The organism is Olleya sp. KJ81-1 (assembly GCF_055808135.1).
This window is the reverse complement of record NZ_CM147854.1, coordinates 1138817-1159104: the sequence shown is the minus strand read 5'-3', so window position 1 is coordinate 1159104 and position 20288 is coordinate 1138817. Positions and strand designations below refer to the sequence as shown.

At 32.3% G+C, this 20288-nt stretch carries 16 protein-coding genes and 2 pseudogenes; 3 read left to right on the top strand and 15 right to left on the bottom strand.

The window, feature by feature from the left end; translation table 11 throughout:
* Positions 1–104: 104 nt before the first annotated feature.
* The 8 genes and pseudogenes from chrA to AC0L3M_RS05395 all read right to left on the bottom strand — a co-directional run bounded on the left by chrA (position 105) and on the right by AC0L3M_RS05395 (position 10947).
* Positions 105–1220, bottom strand: a complete 1116-nt coding sequence (chrA, locus tag AC0L3M_RS05430; protein ID WP_473432116.1) for a chromate efflux transporter — start codon at positions 1218–1220, stop codon at positions 105–107.
* A 55-nt stretch (positions 1221–1275) separates the two neighbouring features.
* Positions 1276–5658, bottom strand: a complete 4383-nt coding sequence (locus tag AC0L3M_RS05425) for an AAA domain-containing protein (protein WP_473432115.1) — start codon at positions 5656–5658, stop codon at positions 1276–1278.
* A 258-nt stretch (positions 5659–5916) separates the two neighbouring features.
* Complete coding sequence (locus AC0L3M_RS05420) at positions 5917–6777, bottom strand: SDR family oxidoreductase (RefSeq protein ID WP_473432114.1); 861 nt, start codon at positions 6775–6777, stop codon at positions 5917–5919.
* 52 nt (positions 6778–6829) lie between these two features.
* The gene (locus AC0L3M_RS05415; protein ID WP_473432113.1) at positions 6830–7381 is read right to left on the bottom strand and encodes a TetR/AcrR family transcriptional regulator; all 552 of its coding nucleotides are present in this window, start codon (positions 7379–7381) and stop codon (positions 6830–6832) included.
* Between the two features lie 59 nt (positions 7382–7440).
* The gene (locus tag AC0L3M_RS05410; RefSeq protein ID WP_473432112.1) at positions 7441–8745 is read right to left on the bottom strand and encodes a sulfatase-like hydrolase/transferase; all 1305 of its coding nucleotides are present in this window, start codon (positions 8743–8745) and stop codon (positions 7441–7443) included.
* Between the two features lies 1 nt (position 8746).
* Positions 8747–9622 (bottom strand): annotated as a pseudogene (locus AC0L3M_RS05405) (cytochrome-c peroxidase); the annotation flags it as partial.
* Positions 9623–9682: 60 nt separating this feature from the next.
* A complete protein-coding gene (locus tag AC0L3M_RS05400; protein ID WP_473432111.1) occupies positions 9683–9988 on the bottom strand; it encodes a hypothetical protein in 306 nt (101 codons plus the stop codon).
* A gap of 77 nt (positions 9989–10065) precedes the next feature.
* Positions 10066–10947, bottom strand: a complete 882-nt coding sequence (locus tag AC0L3M_RS05395) for a LysR substrate-binding domain-containing protein (RefSeq protein ID WP_473432110.1) — start codon at positions 10945–10947, stop codon at positions 10066–10068.
* Between the two features lie 107 nt (positions 10948–11054).
* On the opposite strand from AC0L3M_RS05395, the gene AC0L3M_RS05390 reads away from it, so the two are divergent.
* Positions 11055–11681: a LysE family translocator gene (locus tag AC0L3M_RS05390; protein WP_473432109.1), complete on the top strand. Its 627-nt coding sequence runs from the start codon at positions 11055–11057 to the stop codon at positions 11679–11681.
* A gap of 110 nt (positions 11682–11791) precedes the next feature.
* Here the strand turns inward: AC0L3M_RS05390 and AC0L3M_RS05385 are convergent, their stop codons facing one another.
* The 7 genes and pseudogenes from AC0L3M_RS05385 to AC0L3M_RS05355 form a co-directional block, all read right to left on the bottom strand.
* On the bottom strand, positions 11792–12745 hold the full coding sequence (locus AC0L3M_RS05385) for a 2OG-Fe(II) oxygenase (protein ID WP_473432108.1): 954 nt from the start codon (positions 12743–12745) through the stop codon (positions 11792–11794).
* A 239-nt stretch (positions 12746–12984) separates the two neighbouring features.
* A complete protein-coding gene (locus AC0L3M_RS05380) occupies positions 12985–14088 on the bottom strand; it encodes a polysaccharide lyase family 7 protein (protein WP_473432107.1) in 1104 nt (367 codons plus the stop codon).
* A gap of 130 nt (positions 14089–14218) precedes the next feature.
* On the bottom strand, positions 14219–14476 hold the full coding sequence (locus AC0L3M_RS05375; RefSeq protein ID WP_145001895.1) for a DUF6952 family protein: 258 nt from the start codon (positions 14474–14476) through the stop codon (positions 14219–14221).
* An 81-nt stretch (positions 14477–14557) separates the two neighbouring features.
* A complete protein-coding gene (locus tag AC0L3M_RS05370; protein ID WP_145001894.1) occupies positions 14558–14866 on the bottom strand; it encodes a thioredoxin family protein in 309 nt (102 codons plus the stop codon).
* 6 nt (positions 14867–14872) lie between these two features.
* A complete protein-coding gene (locus AC0L3M_RS05365) occupies positions 14873–15517 on the bottom strand; it encodes a peroxiredoxin (protein ID WP_339807923.1) in 645 nt (214 codons plus the stop codon).
* Positions 15518–15658: 141 nt separating this feature from the next.
* Positions 15659–17130 (bottom strand): annotated as a pseudogene (gene nhaC / locus AC0L3M_RS05360) (Na+/H+ antiporter NhaC).
* Positions 17131–17424: 294 nt separating this feature from the next.
* Positions 17425–18639, bottom strand: coding sequence for an aminotransferase class I/II-fold pyridoxal phosphate-dependent enzyme (locus AC0L3M_RS05355; protein WP_473432106.1), 1215 nt, complete (start codon positions 18637–18639; stop codon positions 17425–17427).
* 163 nt (positions 18640–18802) lie between these two features.
* Here AC0L3M_RS05355 and AC0L3M_RS05350 point away from each other — a divergent pair, with 163 nt between their 5' ends.
* Positions 18803–19261: an Lrp/AsnC family transcriptional regulator gene (locus AC0L3M_RS05350; protein WP_028281948.1), complete on the top strand. Its 459-nt coding sequence runs from the start codon at positions 18803–18805 to the stop codon at positions 19259–19261.
* A gap of 48 nt (positions 19262–19309) precedes the next feature.
* The gene (locus AC0L3M_RS05345; RefSeq protein WP_473432105.1) at positions 19310–20080 is read left to right on the top strand and encodes a response regulator transcription factor; all 771 of its coding nucleotides are present in this window, start codon (positions 19310–19312) and stop codon (positions 20078–20080) included.
* The last annotated feature ends 208 nt before the right edge of the window (positions 20081–20288 follow it).

Genomic DNA, 20288 nt, shown 5'->3' with positions numbered 1-20288 from the left:
TTGCAAAACTGTTGATTAGTCAACAAAATTACACAATAATTTGAATACACTATTTTTTTTAAGATAAAAATATGATTTGGATGTTTTTGAGGTATTAAAACGAACTAAAACAAGGTTAACACAAAACCCAATAAAGCGCCACCAATAACAATAAAAGCACTATTTACTTTTTTAAATATAAAAACACAAAGGATGCTAACCACAGCAATGACTATAGTGCGCCAATCCGTTAGCGTGTCTTGTCCCATAGCTACACAAACAGCTATAATAACAGCAACAGCAGCAATATTTACCGCATCTAAAAAAGCTGAAATAACTTTAGATTGTCGCATTTTAGGCACAAACGGATTTAATATAGCAACAAATACAAAGGAAGGCAGAAAGATACCAACAGTTGCAGCTATTGATCCCCAAAAACCTCCTAATTGCCAACCAATAAAAGTCGCAGTAGATAATACTGGTCCTGGTGTAAATTGTCCAACAGCAACTGCATCTATCAATTCTTGTCTGGTTAGTAAGCCAGTAGAAACTAATTCGGCATCCAGAAAACCAAATAATACATAACCACTTCCGTATAATAAGGCACCAACTTTAAAAAAGGTCCAAAGTATTTTTAATGTGCTTGGAGTTAATGCTACTTGAAGCACCACAAGAGGTGTAAAGCTGTTTAGGTTATTTTTATTGTTTTCAAAAAAGTATAATAGTAAACCTAAAAATCCGCAGGCAAACAACGCTACAATTTCGTTAGCACCAAGTAAACATGCAATTAAAGTTAATGCGCCTAAAATACCCAATTTAACGTTTTTAAGTGCTTTTTTACCAAGTCTATAAACTGCTCCCAAAATAATAGCAATTACAGCTGGTTTAATGCCATAAATAAAAGGTTCTACTTTTGGAAGTTGTCCGTATTGTTGATACAACCAAGCAAAAAGCATGGTAATAGTTACCGCAGGAAACACAAAACAAAAACCAGCTACAATTAGTCCTTGCCAACCTGCTTTTTCATGTCCGCAATGCATGGTCATTTCGGTGGAATTTGGGCCAGGAATTAAATTAGTAGCACCAACCAAATCTAGAAAATGTTGCGGTGTCATCCATTTTCTTTTTTTAACTACTTCGTCTTCCATCATCGCAATATGCGCTGCAGGACCACCAAAAGCAATGCTCCCTAATTTGAAAAACAGTTTTGCAACTTCTTTAAGGTCTTTTTTGTTGGGCATTTTTTTATATGTAGTTGATAATAAGTTTTACTTCTTTTAGAAATGGAAATATTATTCAATTTTTTATTTCTAATATTCTAACATACTTATCTAATCCGCCAATTTTCACAGTATCTCCAACAGATTTTCCGTTTAAAGCAACTCCTAATGGTGTTTTTATATTTATTTTTTGAATTCCATTTGATTTTTCAAGTTTAGACACAATCTGGTCTACTAAATGAACTTTCAAATCTTTGTTAATATTCAAATAATTTACTTTTACTTTACTATTGACAGTAATAGTTTCTTTAAATAATGTTGTTTGAACTTCCTCTTTTTTACTAACAGCTTCAATAGTTTCTTTTAATTCCTTTTTTAGGTTTGGTGAAACTTTAGAAAGCTCATTTTCGATTATCGTAATATTATCTGTAAATGCTAAACCTGATTTTGATTTATCTTCAAAAATTGAAGGACTACTATTTTCAATACTTCTTATAAATTCAACTAGTTTTTTTGTTTCCTTTTGAGGGTTTCTCCACCAATTTGTACTCCATATTCTATGAAATACAAAACCGTGTCCTTCAAGAATCTTTTGTCTATGACTATCGTGTAAATATGCTTCTTGACTTGAATGATAAGCAGCTCCATCGCATTCTATTGCGATTTTTGGAAGTCCAATATGTTTCGTGTCGTAAACCATATCAATTCTAAATCCTGCAAATTGAAGTTGAGGAATTATATTTTTTTCGTCAAAATGTTCGGTTAGAGCTTCATAAACTTCCTCCTCGAATGGTGATTCGAGATCTTCATTTAAGTTGTCGATTGTGGTACTTTTTGTAGAATTTTCTGCTAGTGTATTTAAAACTGAAATTCTTGCTTCATTATCTTGCTCACTAACAGCTTTTGAGTACGCTAAATAAGCGTATAACGCACCTCTTCTGTTATTTGAACCTTCATTTATTAAGTGTTCTTTATAATTTAAAAACACATCTTCTGGGATTGAAGAACATACATATACTTTGTATTTTGCTCTTGTAACAATAACATTTAAAAGTTTGTATCCTTTTTGATGATTTATTGAGCCAAATCTTTGTGCAAATTTCCCTTCTTTATTAATTCCATAAGTAGTTGATAGAATAATTACATCTCTTTCGTCTCCTTGAATATTTTCTAAATTTTTGACAAAAAATCCGTTTTCTTCTAGTTCAACTATTTTGTCATTAAAATTTCTATATTTTTCAAATTTTCTTCTTTCATTAATCTTTCCTAAAATTAGGTTTCTTTGATTGATGTTGAAAGTTGCTACTCCAACTGTTGGGTATTCTCCGTTTGGAAGTCTTGAAATATTGTTATCAATAATAGACAGAATCGTTTCAGCTTCTGCGTCATTTGAAGTGTCGGAATATGTGCCATTTACGGGAACATAATTTATTGGAATGTAATCAAAGCTGTTTGGTAGTGGTTTTAATCTTTGATTATAAAAGGCATAATTTGAATAATCAATTAGGTAAGGATGTCTTGAACGATAATGAAAGTCTAAATGTTTTTTCTCGAAACCTAATTCTGATGCAAAATCAAGAAGTGATTCACAATCTGAAAGTGAATTGCTTATATCGTTTTTAATTTTATCCATTTCGTCTTCAAATTCGTCTTCATCATCAATCAAACCGTCAAATACTTTGCTGAAATAATTTGAAGGTGGCATTTGGTGTTCATCTCCAGCAATGATTATTTGTTTCCCTTTTAAAAGTGCAGGTAAATTATCTTCTAATTTTAATTGACTTGCTTCGTCAAACATAACAATATCAAAATATTGATTTTTGCCTTTAAAGAGATTACTTGCTACGTCTGGTGTTGTTAGAATTATGGGAAAAAAGGTTGTGAATAAATCCATATCCAACTTTACAATTTCTCGCAATGATAATCGTTTATGTCTTTTCCCTGCTCTTTTATTGTATAGATTTTCGACAGCTAAATTTGGATTCTTATTGTCAAAATCTCTGGTTGCATCTATTTGTTTTGAGAACCAATATTCTTTAATGTATTTAATCTGTTCCTTTTCAAGTTCAGATAAAGATTTTCCTAATTCAATATGGTCGTTGTCATTTGTTGGTAAATCTGTGTTCGCAGAATTTACAAGCATAGAATTAAGATAGAATATTAAAAATGTTTTTCTCCAATTTGTTTTTTTCCTTAATTGATCAATGATTAGTTTATTATTTGTTGATAATGAATTGTAAAATTGAAACCACTTAAACTCAATAGAAAAAAGGTCATTTTCATTTGCGAAAAATTGTTCTTTTGAATCTAATAAAGTCTGAATTTGAGAACTTAAAACGTTGTGAGAATCTCCATTCAGTTCTTTGTTTGTCCAATTTTGTTCTTCTATTTTAGCTTTTAAATTACTGAAATTTGTTTTTATTGTTTGTAGTAATTTTGTGTCAAATTCCTTTTCAGTTGATTTAATTAAGTTTAGGGATTTGTATTCATTTTCTATCTTTTCTTTAAATTCTTTATCAATTCTCTCAATAATTAACTTGTAATCTTTAATGGTATCTTGATTAATTTTAATTGATTTAGAGAAATCTATACTATCAAAGTCCTTACTTTGATTAATTTTTGAGGAATATTCTTGAAAAAGTGTATTTATTGTTTGTTGGTCAGTAAGTATAGTTTTCTTTTCTTTTGAAAAGATTGAAATAGTTTTAAATAAAAATCTATTTGTTTTTTCTTCATCAAAAAAATCGTTGTTTACTTCGTATTTTGTTAGGATGTTTTGAATAGAATTTTCAATATCACTAATTAAGTTTTTTTGCAAATTAAATTGCTCATATCTAATTTTATAATATTCTTCTTCATAGCTTGAAATGTCATCTAATATGATTTTCAACTCTTTTTTATAGATTGTAAAATCTTCTTCAATCTGTTGTTCTATAATAAATGGATTGTCTCCAACTAATTTTGCAGCGTTAATAAAAGAAAGGTTTGAATGAGGTCTAAACTCGTCATATAAATTCTGTCCTTTTCTTATTAGTTCTAATAATTGATTTAATTCAGTTGATTCATAACTGAATGTGTCTTTTGCTAAATCAAGATTGTATTCTTCTGAATTGTCTTTTAATTCTGATAAAAGTGAACCAACAACGTGAGTCCAATTTTTATTTCCGACTAAATTCGTTCCTAATTTTTTGTGTTTCTTATTTATTGAATCAATTAGGTTCTTTGACTTTTCTATTATATTATCTAAAGTTTCTTTGGAATGAGTATATCTATATCTACGATATGAGGAATTATCGACTCTGTCTCTTACAGAATCAACTGCAACTCTTCTGTCTTTAACAATGTCTTTAAGCAAAACGCATTGATAATTAAGACCTTTTTCATTTAGTGCATTGTGAAGCACTTCTAAAGCTGTTCGTTTTTCACAAACAACAATTGTTTTTTTATGATTTTCTAAAGCATTTACTAAAATAGCTGTAAGCGATTGACTTTTTCCTGTTCCTGGTGGTCCTTGAATTAAGATATTTCTAGATGCCTTCAAAGAATGTAAAATTCCTTGTTGTGATGGGTCAGTTTCAACTGATGATATTGGTTGAAAAGTGTGTTCTTCCATATCTTCAAGGTCAATTGCAGCACCTTTTAACTCTAATAAATTGCCATAATCGCGAATAATATTTTGCTTCTGAACCTCGAAAATTGAAAAAAGTCCACCAAAATCTATAAATGAATTATTAGATGTTAATGGTAGCTTTTCGTAATATTTCTTTTCTGGAATCGATTTTACTTCATTTAGTTTTTTCTCAAATGTTTCACGAAGGTCATCTGGAATTGAGCTATTTATGGATTCCATGATATTTACACAAATATCTAAAAGTTCACTTTTATTAATTAAACCATCATCTAAAAACTCACTAGAAATTTGATTGATTTCAATTTTGGAATCATTTTGTAAATGATTTATTAGAACCTCGTTTATGTAAATTGGGTCGTCTTCTGTTCGCAGTATTTCCCAAGTATTAAATTCTTTTGTTCTTCGTATTCTTAATGACCAAATTAAAATAGGTGCAACTGTTAATTTGTTATCTGATTGGTCACGTCTTACAAGTATTGGAAAACCAAAACCGAATGTATTTATTCCTTTTTCTGATTCTATAGCATCAGTTTGATTGATTAGATTTTCAAAAGACTTTGTGATTTTGACCAATTGTGTTTGGTCATCTTCAAAAAGTGAATTCAAATCAGGAACATTATCTTTCCAACTAATTTTAAATTTTAAAGGTAATTCGGTTAATAATGCATTAATAAAATTTGTGGGAAGGTTTTCGTCAATGTGAGATAATCGCGTTAGGTCAAACTTGTATCTTGAACGAGCTGGAATTGCATTTAAATGTACTCCTCTTCGGCTACCAACTTTTAGTCGGTTTTGTAATTCAATCAGTAGCTTTTCGGTTATCTCCATATTTTATTTTTAAAAATATGTTGTTTCTTCTAAAACTTTTTACGGTTTACCTCAATTTACTTTAAAAAAATAAGTAAAACTGCTTTATTTAGTCATATTTAGTTTCTGAAATATGACTAAAAGTTTTCAGAAGTTTCCCAACACATTAATTAATAGCCCAACGAAGTTACCAAAAACCGAATGAAAATCAACGATTATTCCAAACAAAAAACCACCAAGCTGTCGCTAAGTGGTTTTCCTATTCATGTTTCTAAAATATTATAAAAAACTAGCTCTTACTTCTGCAACTAATTTAGTACCATCTGGATCGGCTTTTGTTTTAAGATTTGTAAAATCTTCAGCCCATTTTGAGGTACGTAAACGTAAAGGTGGGTTTTCGTTTTGTGCAACTTGTAAAGCTACATTTGCGACTTCTAAACCAGTTTGGTACACTTGTGTTGTACTTTCTTTAGCTCTTTGTTGGTTTCCAGCCATGTATGCCTCAAAAATAGGAGCGTACTCGCCAGTTGCAAATTGACCTTCGGTTACTGTTTTGTCTATAGCAGAAGTCATAAATTCGGTTGAAATTCCGCCTGGTTCTAAGCAGGTAATTTTTATATTAAACGGATCGCTAACATAGGTTGCTAAGCCTTCCATAAAACCTTCTACTGCAAATTTTGCTCCACAATACAGCTCATTGAATGGTTGACCAACCAAACCACCAACAGAGGTAATGCTTATAATTTGTCCCGATTTTTGTTTTCTCATGTGTGGTAAAACCGCTTTTGTGCAATATACTGTACCCAAATAGTTAACATCTGTTACCCATTTAATTTCTTCTTCGGAAGCTTGTTCGGTTGTTTTTGCAAAACCAGCACCAGCGTTATTATAAAGCACGTCAATTTTACCATCGTTTTTAATAATGGTATCTACAGCAGCTTTTATGGTTTCGGTTTTTGTAACATCTAAAGGCAATAGGTGGATGTCTAAATTATCGTTTTCTATCTGCTCTTTTAAAGCAGTGGCTTTGTCTAGGTTTCGCATGGTAGCATAGACTTTAAAATTGTTTTTTGCGAATAGGATGGCGCTTTCAAAACCGACTCCTGTTGATGTTCCTGTAATTAATACGTTTCTTTTCATAATGTTTGTTTTATTGGAGTGAATGTTCATTCCAAATTAATATTAAATTTTTTTATGCTTTGATGGCATCCCAAAGCATGTGCAATTGATTATTAAGTGTGACTTTTTTAGTATGGTTTTGACTAAAATACCAACGTAAATAGGATAAAATAGAACCACCAATAAACATTAATAATTCGTCTATATTTATAGATTTAATAATGCCATCTTGTTGCCCTTTTACTAATAATTTATTGACCTCTGTAATAGATTTTCCGCCTTCGTTTCTGCTCTCTTCTGTAATAATAGGAGAGGCTTGCAACTGTTCCATAAATTTGAAATAGGTAGGATTTGCTATAAAAAAATCGATCATAGCAGCGTAATACGTTTCAAATTGTGTTTTAATGGATTTGTTAGCATCGAAATCTGAAAATAGCTCTTTTTCTTGGTGTTTTATACTAACGTAAATAGTATTTATTAAAAGTTCCTTGTTAGGGAAATAGTTGTAAATAGTACCCATACCAGTTCCTGCAGCTTTAGCAATAGCAGACATTGGTGTGTTGTGTACGCCTTTTTCAGTTAGTAACGTAATGGCAGCAGATAGTATGGCTTCTTTTTTATTCACAAGGCAAAGGTATTCGTTTTGGAATGATTATTCCAAAATTTTAACTTTAATTTAAATATTTAGTTTCTAATAACGCTAAGTTCGGTTTCTAAAGTGGCTTTAGCATTGGCTTGCTCTTCCGTTAATGTCGTGTTTAGTAAGTTAATGCTTTCGTAAGGATCGTTATTAAGATTGTAAAATTCTTGTGAGCCATTAGCGTATGTTATCAACTTAAAGTTTCCGTTGTTTATCGTCCAATTATTAACATTTCCATCGTCTTTTTCAGCATATTGAAAATCTCTTATCGTAGTGTTTTCAGTCAGTAACGATTTAAAACTTTTACTATCGTTAATTTGACTTGTTCCAACACCTGCTAATTGGGCAATGGTTGCAAACAGGTCTGTGCTAGTAATTAAATTTTGATCTGTTCCTGTTCTGGTTACACCATATCCAGAAACAAAAAGCGGTACATTTATTCCGCCTTGATATAAGGTTCCTTTGGTAGTTGTGGTTAAATAAGGTGTTTGTGCGACTTCATTTGGCGTACCATTATCTCCAATAAAAATAATAATAGTATTGGCTTTTTCGGTTTCCGATAAGGTATCTAGTAAACGACCAATTTGGAAATCCATAGCCTCAATAGCTGCCATGTAATAGGGTGTTTCGTCCATTCCGTTAGCATATTCTGGCAGATTGCCTTGCGAATGCATGTTGCTTGGTGGTACATGAAACGGTGTGTGTGGTGCATTATAGGCCAACCACATAAACCAAGGTTTATTTTGTTGTTGTATCCAGTTTATGGATAAATCTGTGAAGGCAGTTGTGCTATAATCGGTTTGTAAAGTACTGCTTCCGTCTTCTGTTAAGAGCCAGTTGTAATAACTTTGTGGTTCGCCTCTAAGTAATCCAGCATAATAATCGATACCAAATATTTCGGGATTAAAAGTACTACTGTTGCCTGCCAAATGCCATTTACCAACAACTGCAGTGGCATAACTGGTACTGGTTTGATTGTTAATGTATTGTTGTAAACTGGTTTCGGAATTTTGAATAACGTCTCCAGCCCATTTTACATCGGTACGGTAACCATATTTTCCAGTTAAAATGGAGGCTCTGGTTGGGGAGCAGGTTGGATACGACCAAAAGTTATTAAATGTTAATCCTGCATTACGGATAGCGTTTATATGTGGTGTGTTGGGTTTTATGCTGCCTTCCGTGTAACCATTTATAGCATCTTTACCTAAGTCGTCAGCAATAATAAGCAGAATATTTGGTGTGTTTTGTGTTGGGTTTTCTGTTGGGTTTTGTGTTTCTACGGAAGTGGTATTATCGCTACTACAGCTAAATAGTGTACATAGGATAGTGATTATAAAAAGGTGTTTCATATTAATCTATAAACGGATTGCTATATTTTTCATCAGTAAGCATGTCGTTGTCTGTTAATGTATTTAGAAAAGCGACTAATGCATTTTTTTCTTCTTGATTAAAATTAAATTGTCCAACTTCTCCAGCATCATTTACTAAAGGCGTAATTAAATTTTGATGGTTTTGAATGCCAGAACTGTAATGCTCCACAACTTCCATTAAAGTGGTAAATCTTCCGTCGTGCATATAAGGCGGACGCACACCAATATTTTTTAACGATGGGAATTTAAATTTACCAATATCGTTGCTGTTTCCTGTGGCTTCGCTAACACCTAAATCTGTTGTAGAGGTAGCGTCTAAACCATTGGATGTTGCAAAAGTTGTAAGTGGAAAATTAGTGTTTGGAAAAGGTCCAATAAAGGCTTCGGTTTGGTGGCAACCAACGCAGTTTCCGCTAACACCATTGGTTAACGTTCGTGGTGCATAAAATAGGGTTTTACCTTGGTTTTCTTGGTCTGTAAAACTCGGGAAGTTAGCCATAGGAGAGGAGACTTCGCTTCTGGCAACATCATATTTTGAAGTGACGCTAACTAGGCTACGTATAAATTGTGCTAAGGCTTTAGAAATTTTATCGCTTGTAATAGTTTGATCGCCAAATGCATCCTGAAATAATTGCAGATAGTAATCTTGACTATTAGTTATATTAACTAATTCTTGAAGCGTTAAACCCATTTCTACGTCGTCTTGAAAAGGCATTAAGACTTGTTCTTCTAAAGTGTTGGCACGCTCGTCCCAAAAGAATTTTCCGCCAGCATAAAATCTAGCATTTACAATGCTCATGGAATGTCTTCTTGTTAATCCACCTTCAAAACCTTGACTTAATGTATTCCCATCCGAAAAACCATGTTCCGCTTGATGGCAAGAAGCACAAGCAACTGTACCATTACCACTTAATTTTTAATCATAAAAAAGAACACGACCTAAGGTTGCACCTGCATCTGTTATTGGGTTGTCTGCAGGAGTATTGTCATAAGCTGTTACTGCTTGAAACTGAAATTGTGGCGGGAATTCGCTAGCGGTATAATAACTAGGTAATGCAATGTTTGCGTAGTTAAAATAGGCGTCAGGTAGGTTTAATTGTGTTATAGTATTGTTGTCTGGAATAGGAATGTATTCTTCTGAATCTGAATCTGAATCGGAACAAGATGAAGCAAAAAACAATAAAGCGAGTAATCCACAAGATAATAAATGGTTGGTTTTCATAAATTAAAAATAGTTAGGTTGCGCTATTTGGACTTAAAAGATGAAAAAAGGTTTAATTTTAAGGAATTAGTTTTTGTTTAATAGACGCTTGTGTCCAACTGTTTAGCACAATCTATAACCTTAGTTATGGTTTTGTTGACTTCGTTTTTTCGCCAATGAATAAATAAATCAATGGTTTGATCGATGTCTATAAAACGCACATTATTAAATTTTGAATATTTAAAAGAATGTGGTAAAATAGAAATACCAAGTCCTTTGGACACCAGATTTAAAATCATACCACCAAAATCAGATTCGATGCTAATTTTAGGTTCAAAACCATACTGATTAAACAAATTACGTAATAAAGACGAAAAATAGGTGGTTTGGTGTAAACCTGAAAGTATAAAGTTTTCGTGTTGCAGTTTGTCTATAGTGTTAATGGTATCTGTATTTAACCAATGGTCGTTGGGAACAGCAATGCAAATAGGCTCTGTAAATAATTTAAGCGATTGTATATTAATATGCGAAATAGAATCGCGACTAAACGCAATATCTGTTTTGTAATTTAGGAGTAGTTTTTCGTGGTTTTCATCGGTAAGTTCGGCTAATTCTAATTTAAGATCTGGTAAATTGGTTTTAATAAGATCTAGAAAATTAGGAAGTAGACTAAAGGTGATGGAACCAGGATAGGAGATAGACACCACACCAGCATCACCTTGATTAATTTTTTTGGCTTGTTGGTAAATGTGGTCTAACTCGTTAATGGTTTTGCTCCAATGTTGTTGCAGGAATTTACCAGCATCGGTTAGTTTTACGTTTCTTTTATTTCTTTCGAATAGTGAAAAACCAAGTTCGTCTTCCAACGCTTGTATTTGTCTAGTTAATGAGGATTGTGAGATGAAGACTTTTTCGGCAGTGTTCCAAAAATGAAGCTCTTCGGCTAAAACTAAAAAATATTTTATTTGCTGTGTGGTCATAACAAATGCGTTTTTTGCATTACTGAATCAAAAATATGTATTTTTTAGCACTTATTATCATGGTTTCTTTGTATAACATTTTTTTATAATCCGTAAACTGAAATAGTATGTTAGGCATCGAGAATTTTATAACCTTTATGGTTACCGCTTTATTTTTTGTAATGACACCAGGAATTGATACTGTATTTGTGTTAAATAAATCTATTGGTCAAGGTCGTAAATCTGGAATAGTGTCAGCAATGGGTATTAATACAGGTGTTTTAACGCACACGTTTTTGTCTGCAATTGGTTTAACTGTTTTAATTGCAAAATCTGCAATAGCCTTTATGGTTATTAAGTATATTGGCGCAGCTTATTTGGTTTATATTGGTGTAAAAAAGTATATGGATACTTCTGCTTTATTTACAGAAAATACGGTAAGTAAAGCTAAAAACAGTTCTAAAAACGACTTTTGGTCTGGGTTTTTTACAAATTCTTTAAATCCTAAAGTTGCATTATTCTTTTTGGCATTTTTTCCGCAGTTTATTACACCTTCAAAATTAGAAGATCCTGTTCCTTTTGTTTTATTGGGTTTTACGTTTGCAATTATAGGTGTGATTTGGTATGTGATTTTGACCTTGTTTGCTAGTACGTTTTCAACTAAAATTAAAGGCAATCCAAACTCTGGGATTTGGCTTAATAAAATAAGCGGATTTGTATTTGTGTTAATGGGATTACAGATTGCTTTTGGGTAGTTGTAGTATAAAAACAAAAAAACCACTTGATATAAATGAAGTGGTTTTTTTGAAATATAATGTTATAATAAGTCTGCTGTGTAGCTACTTGGGTAATACTAAGTGCTGTTTTAAAAAGGAGCAATAGTATCTTTAGGGCCATCTGGCAAACTCCAACGTTGGCGGGCAGTTATTTGCTCTGGTGCATTAACAGTTGCGGCTGCATCGTTACTATTACCGTAGCTGCTTGTGCTACCTCTTGGGATTTGCATACGATCGCCATACAGCCAAACGACTAAATTATTACGTTGTCCTGTTTTTATAGCATGTGTTGCATGCGGAACATTACCACGATGAATTATGGCTTTACCAGGCTCAAAAACCGCTTGTACAGTTTGTTTTGTCGTTTTATCAAAGAAATCTACTTCCGATCCTGTAAATTTTTCATCAGGTAAGTTAATGTTGATATTTAAGGTTGCAGCAGAGGCATCTGTGTGTGCTTGTAAATCCTTGTCTTTATCTGGATTGTACTGAATAGAGAATCCAAAGGTTTGGTTATCATATCCATAAGTATCAAACAATAAACGCGAGATAGGACGCATGTAACGATCCATCATGTCATTATAAAAAGCTTGAAAATTTGGTGCAGCAAGATGACCTTCCGAACGTGGATCTAACATAAAACCATAACGGTTTAACTGGATACCATAAGGCGGACGCGCAGGTATTTTTGAATTTGCAACAGCTTCTAAATAATTACGGAATTCTGCTAAGCGTTCAACATCAAAAAATTGGATAGAATATACATCAGGAATTATTTCTTCCCATAAATCTGCAATCACATTTTCTTTTTCTGGGTTTTCCCATGCATCCTTTACAGCTTGGCGTAATTTAGGATCTAGTAATGTTTCGTCAGGAATTAATAAAGTGTCTTTGTTTTCTATTTCCCATTCTACCCATGCATCTTCCAATAGCTGTCTGTTATTGTTCCAAAATTGAGTTACAGTTGTATCACGTTTTAGCATAGCTTCTCGAGATGGTATTTCGAGCGCACGAACTTGTGCGAGTGCATTATTATTTTTCATTTTAATATGTGTTTTAATTATGGTGTAAAGGTAGAACCACAATGCACCTTTTTTTAGGTAATAAAAAGGGCTTTTTTAGTATAAAACGAAGATTTTAAGGATGAATTTGGCAAAAAAACACAAATTGAGTGATTGGAAGTTAATTTATAGGAAATGACTTTGAATTGGTTTATGGCTGTTAAACTAAAAACCACTTTACATTTGTAAAGTGGTTTTGGTAAATATTATACTAAGTGTTTTTAATCGTTTTTAGCAAAATACCCATCGTTAGAAACAGCAGTATCACTTACAGATATACTTCCTGTTTTAAACCAAACTTCGGCATAGTTACCATCCGCATATTGCTTTTGGATGTCACCACCATGTGTTTCTGCACCAGAACACCAGTTTTTATTCACTTCAGGAGATTTTCCGTTAGTCTGATTGTAACAACCAAGTTTAAAGAAACAACCTTCGCTTGTATAGGCTTCTGGACGTTCTACACCATCTTGTCCAATTGGAAAAAACAATTTTTTAGTTTGCTCTGGTATGTCTGATTTAGTAGTGTATTCTGAGAGTATTAAGTTTTTTGTAAAGGTTTTGGTTTCATGATTAGGACTTGTAAAAGTTAAATTCATTATACCATCTTTTACTACGATTTGGTAACTAAATTCTTCTCCTAATTCTATTCCTTCTTTTGGTTCTTCAGGGAAAGTAGAGGCGTCACTACCAACAACAGAAAAGTCATTACCCCAAACAGCAGAGGAGTAGTCCCAACGTTTTGCATTGTCGTCTCCTGCGGTATTAATTTCGTAATGCCAGAATACAGAACCTTTAGTTTGACCAGGGTATTTTTTGTAAAATATTTTTAATGGCTCGTTTTCAAAAGCATCTGCACTATGTATTTGGCCAACTACCACGGAGTGTGATGCAGCCACATTTGCATCTCCTGTTGCAGATACATTCATTACTTTTAATGTTGCAGATAATTTATCATTGGCAGTTTTTGGATACCATTTTTTTGTTTGGGCTAATTCGGTTCTAGTATTATTTGATGTCCCGTGGGTATCACCACCATTAGGCGATTTAAATACTACCCAGTTGTCTTTTCCATCGTTTGCAGTGTAGAAAAAATCTTTGTTTTCAAAATCAGTTGCTATTCCAGCATTTGAACCATCACCTAAAATAAGTTTCCATTGGTCAAAGAACGGAATAACACTACTAGCGTATACTGTTTTAGAAACTTCTGTTTGCTCTGTTTTAGTTTGATTTTTACTATTTATTTTGTCTTTACAGCTATTAAATACTAATATAGTAGTAATTATAAAGCAGTAAGATACTTGTGATAAGTGATTTTTGATCATGGCATTGGTTGTTTAGGTTTGCAATACCTTGTAAGGTACTAAAAATTGGTTAACCAATTAATTGTTAGATATAAAAAAACCACTTTAGTATATAAAGTGGTTTTGATAATTCTTTTTCTTTCTCTTAAGCTTACTTATCAATAGAACCTAAAACACGTTTCATAAAGTTGTTTACAGCCTCTTTTTTAGGTGTACCATCTTTAATCATTTTATTAACTTCAATTGCGCCATACATGTTAGAGATTAGCTCTCCAATAACGTCTAACTCTTCATCTTTTAAAGATGGTACTTCGGTTAGTGCTTCTAGAGTTTCAATAGTTTCAACGATGTAATCCTCGTCATTGTCTTCTATAAATTGAGCTAAATGTTTTATTACAGGTAATTTCATTGATAATTATTTTTTTTAATCCGATTGAAAATAGCCGAAGTATTTTACGCTTCGACTATACTCAACCTGACTTATTTGTTGTTATGCTACTTCGTCAACTAACTCTTTTAAAACGTCAAATTTGTTAGTCTGTGTTTGATTTACAAATTTTCCGCCTTTAAAGGTTGCGAATGTTGGTAAATTATCGACAGTAGCTAATGTTCTTGATTCCGGAAATTTTTCCGCGTCAGCGATAACAAACGTTATATTTTCCAACTCGCCAGCTAATTTTTTAACTTTTGGTTTCATGATACGACAGTTACCACACCATGTAGCCGAATATTGCACTACTACAGTGTCGTTGTTTGCTATAATTTCGCTTAAGTTATCTTGACTTAGTTCTTGTAACATAATAATTTAGTTTACGTGGTTTGCTAAATAAGCTGCAGTACCTTTAGCGTTAGCTTGCATTGCATCTTTACCTTCTTCCCAGTTTGCAGGACAAACTTCACCTTTTTCTTGTACGTGCGTTAAAGCATCTACTAATCGTAAGTATTCTCCAACGTTTCTACCTAATGGCATGTTGTTGATACTTTCGTGTTGTACGATACCATCTTCATCAATAATATAAGTTGCTCTGTAAGTTACGTTGTCACCTTCTACTTGTACAGTTCCAGTAGCTTCATCGTAAGTTTCGTTTTTGATATCTAAAATACCTAATATGCTAGATAAGTTACGGTTGCTGTCTGCAAGGATTGGGTAGGTTACACCTTCGATACCACCATTATCTTTAGATTGGCTTAACCATGCAAAGTGTACTTCTGGAGTGTCACATGATGCACCAATAACGATTGTGTTTCTTTTAGCAAACTCTTCTTGAGCAGCTTGAAACGCGTGTAATTCTGTTGGACAAACAAAAGTAAAATCTTTTGGGTACCAGAATAAAACTACTTTTTTATTGTTGTTTTTTGCTTCTTCAAGAACGTTGATTTTAAAAGTATCTCCCAACTCGTTCATTGCGTCTACGTTTAAATCTGGAAACTGTTTTCCTACTATTGCCATTTGTTTAAAATTTTAAAATTAATTACTTTGTTTTTACAGTTTGCAAAAGTACAGCATGATATTAAAAAAACAAGCCTAATAAAATTTTTAAATCTTATTAGGCTATAAATTTTAATTATAGTTTATTTGAAAAGGTATAATTTATAATGATTTATCTTTTAGCATTCTTATTTTAAGATTAAGAGCAGCAAAAAATAAGGTTGTAAATGGGCTAAGCCAATTAAAAATAGCATACACAAAATACTCACCAACACCAACACCTAAAACTCCCGATTGGTATGCACCACAGGTGTTCCATGGGATAAGTACAGAGGTTACAGTTCCAGAATCTTCCAAAGTACGACTTAAGTTTTCTGGCGCAAGTCCTTTATCTTGATATGCTTTTTTAAACATTTTACCAGGTATTACTAACGCTAAATATTGGTCGCTAGCAATAGCATTTAAGCCTAAACAACTAATAACAGTACTAGCAAACAATCCAAAAACTGTAGTAGCTAATTTTAAAAGTGCTTTAGTTAATCTAGATAATGCACCAATTGCATCCATGATACCTCCAAAAACCATAGCACAACAAATTAATAGGATGGTCCAAAGCATACCTTGCATACCACCAGCACTAAATAAGTCGTTAAGTTTATCGTTATCTGTAGTGATTTGCGTGTCTGTTAAAATAGATTTTATAATGGCAGTAAAGTTTGAGTCTGCTAATCCATTTAATACGTTTGATTGAAATATAAAAGCAAAAATAGCTGCTAGAATAACTCCAGTAACTAAGGCGATTAAAGGTTTAGTTTTAAATAATATTAAAACAATTACAACCAATGGTACAATAAATAACATTGGTGTGATATTAAATGTGCCTTCTATACTAGTTAATAAGCCACTTATATCAGCACTTCCTGTGGTTTCTATTGTCGCACTCATAATTCCAAAAGCAATTAGAGTGATTATTATAGTTGGTACAGTTGTATAGGTCATGTACCTAATGTGTGTAAATAAATCTGTTCCAGCCATAGCAGGAGCTAGGTTTGTGGTATCACTTAAAGGAGACATTTTATCTCCAAAATAGGCTCCAGATATTACAGCACCAGCAATCATACCAGGACTAATACCTAACGCGCTTCCAATACCTATTAAAGCAATACCAACGGTTGCAGAGGTTGTCCAAGAGCTTCCTGTTGCTATGGATATAATAGCACAAATAATTACAGAAGCTGGTAAAAATATAGCAGGACTTAACACTTGTAGTCCATAATATACCATTGCAGGAATTACACCACTGACTAACCAAGTACCAGCTAAAGCGCCAACTAAAAATAAAATCATAATAGGAACAAAAACACTTTGTAGGTTTTCCCAGATTTCTTTAATCATAGGTTTAACAGAAACTTTATTAAATAATCCTACAACAGTTGCAGATGCACCACCTAAAAGCAGTATAATTTGGTTAGTATAAGTTCCAAACCACTCTTGACCTTCTACAAAAAAATGTTGTATGCCAACATTGCCATAAGTATCACGACAGGAATTAGAGCTTCAATAAAATTAAGTTCTTTATTTTCAACTATATTTTGATCGTTTGCTTTAAATTCTGAAATATTGTCGTCTTGCATGTTAGTTAGTTTTTTTAGTGTTGTAATGTTACGATTTTACAATAAGTTATGCAAATGGATTTATGTACTGAAAATTAGCAAGTTAAAAGTAATTGGCAACAAAATTTATTATTCTACTAACTTCTGATTAATATTTATGTGAATTTGGAAAGGGTAATTTAGCATTGAATTTAGGTTAATTTGAAGTATAATTACAAGCTTTAATACATGTTATTTTTGTACTTTTTTAAATGAAAATATAAAAGCCTGAACATTGTATTTGCTCAGGCTTTTATTAAAAAATTACTAATCAAGTTATGCTGTTTCTAATTGTAAAACACCAACTTCAATCATACATGCTTTTATCATGTTAAAAGTACGCTCTATATCGTCATCCAATCCAATAGAAAATCTAATTAGACCTTCGCTTAATCCCATTTCTGCTTGTTCGTCTTGTGGTATTTCTGAAGATGTAGAGGTTCCTGGAGCACTAAATAAGGTTTTATAAAAACCTAAACTTACCGCTAAATAACCTACGTTTTTTTCTTGCATTAATTCCATTAACGCATTGGCTTTATCTAAAGATCCTGCATCAATAGTAAGCATACCTCCAAAACCATAGGCTTCATTCATCATAGATTTAAAAACGTCATGAGATGGGTGAGAAGTTAATCCTGGATATACTGTTTTAATGCCTAGTCCTTCAAATTTTTCGGCTAAATAAGACGCATTTTTACTGTGTTGCTTCATTCTGATATGCAGTGTTCTCATATTTTTTAAAATCGAAGCAGAGCGTAAACTGTCCATAGAAGCACCAAGTAGCATACTTGCACCATCAATGACACTTTTTAATGAGTTGACAAACTCACTACTACCACATACAACGCCACCCATAGTATCCGAAGATCCATTTATAAATTTAGTCAAACTATGTATTACTATATCTGCACCTAATTGTGCTGGCGAAATAGATAAAGGTGAAAACGTATTGTCCACAACTAAGGTTAAGTTGTGCTTTTTAGCCAAAGCAGCTAAACCTTTAATGTCTGCAACTTCCAATAAAGGGTTACTAACAGACTCGCAATACAAAACTTTTGTGTTTTTATTAATTGCAGCTTCGACTACGTCTAATTTTGTAATGTCTACAAACGATGTTTGGATATTCATTCTAGGTGTAAAATTCTTTAAAAACGCGTAAGTACCACCATAAATCGTTCGGCTAGAAACTATATGATCACCAGCACCACAAAGTTGTAATAGGGTAGGTGTTATTGCTCCCATTCCTGATCCTGCAACATTGGCACTTTCTGTCCCTTCCATAGCAGCTAATGCTTCACCTAAATAAAGGTTTGAAGGTGTAGAGTGTCTAGAGTATAAATAGCATCCATCTGTATTACCCTCAAAAGTATCAAACATGGTTTTTGCTTTTAAAAAAGTGTAGGTAGACGAGTCTGATATTGAAGGGTTTACTCCTCCAAATTCCCCAAAATATTGTAAGTCTTGAATATTATCTGCTGGTTTAAATTTCATTTGTGTTGGTTTTAGTAATGATTACATCAAATATCAATGATGTTAGATTAATAATCAATAGATATGGTTAAATTTAGATTTTAAAACTAAATATTGTTAATTATACAGAAAATAAATTATGTATATTTGATTTTAATTTAATTCCACTGAAAATTTTTCGATTATGACCTTTGATGCAATTGATAAAAAACTACTACAATTATTACAAAACGATAGTAAACAGACTAATAAAGAGTTGTCTAACAAGTTAAATTTATCCGTAACTGCTGTTTTTGAGCGTATTAAAAAACTTGAAAACAATGGCGTTATTAATAAATATGTCGCTTTAGTTAAAAAAGAAAAGGTGGAAAAAAGTTTTGTTGCTTTTTGTCATATAAAACTATCGCAACACATCCAAGAATATGTGGTACAGTTTGAAAAGGAGGTAACCAACTTAACAGAGGTTTTAGAATGTCATCATATTAGTGGTGATTATGATTACTTATTAAAAGTTATGGTTAAAGATATGGAAGCATTTAGGGAGTTTATGGTAGAAAAACTTACCAATATAAACCACATTGGAAGTACACATAGTATGTTTGTTATCAGTGAAGTAAAAAGTACTACTGCCATACCAATTTAATTTTTTTTATAACTTGTTTAATAATTAATCGCTATTAATAATTTTTAAATGAAGTATTCACAAATCAAGGAACTATATAAAAATATATTTAAATCCTATGAAAAACCGTCACTAGAAACACATATTAAAAAAATGATGGAATTGGATAGTTACTTACCCTATAGTTCCACCTTTTTTTGCGTAACCAATACACAGGATTTAAAATTTGAGTATATCAGTAAAAATCTTAGTTCTTGCTTAGGTATAGATCCTAACGTATTAAAAACACAAGGGATGCGCTATTTTTGGAGTCGCATTCATCCAGAGGATATCGAAGTTTGGTTAAGTGCAATGAACCAATTAATGGAGTTTACATTATCTGAGATTAAACCAACAGACAGGAGTAAGGCTAACTATACTTGGAACTACAGATTTAAAAACGGTAGTGATACTTACGTTAATATTGTACAAAATACAACACCATTATCTTTTGATTTAGACATGAAGCCAATAATTGGATTGGCGCATTACACGGTTTTAGACCCAAAAATAAAAATGCAAATTACAGCTTCAGCTAAATTACTAAATGCTAATAATGAGTATGAAACAATATATTTTAATAACTTTTCCCAGAAATTATTAAAAGAGTCTATTAGTAATAGAGAGCGTGATGTTATTAGATTATTAGTGTTAAACTTAACAAGCAAGGAGATTTCAGAAAAATTAAATATCAGCTCACATACCGTAGACACACACAGACGTAATATTCTAAAAAAATTAAAAATTTCTTCTACTGGCGAGTTAGTGGGTATGCTAAAATTTAATAAAAATCTAATTTAAAATTAAAATTACTCAATTTAAGTATTGTGTTAATTATCAGTATTGTGCAATTTTACAATGCTATTAATCTTAAGGGAAACCTTCATAACAAGTCTGTAATTAGTCAAATAATAATTTGATTAATATGGACTTTTATGTTTTTAAGACCTACTGTTAAGCGTATATTAAAATTAGGTGTTTCTGCTTCTTTATTACAGTCACAAATCGT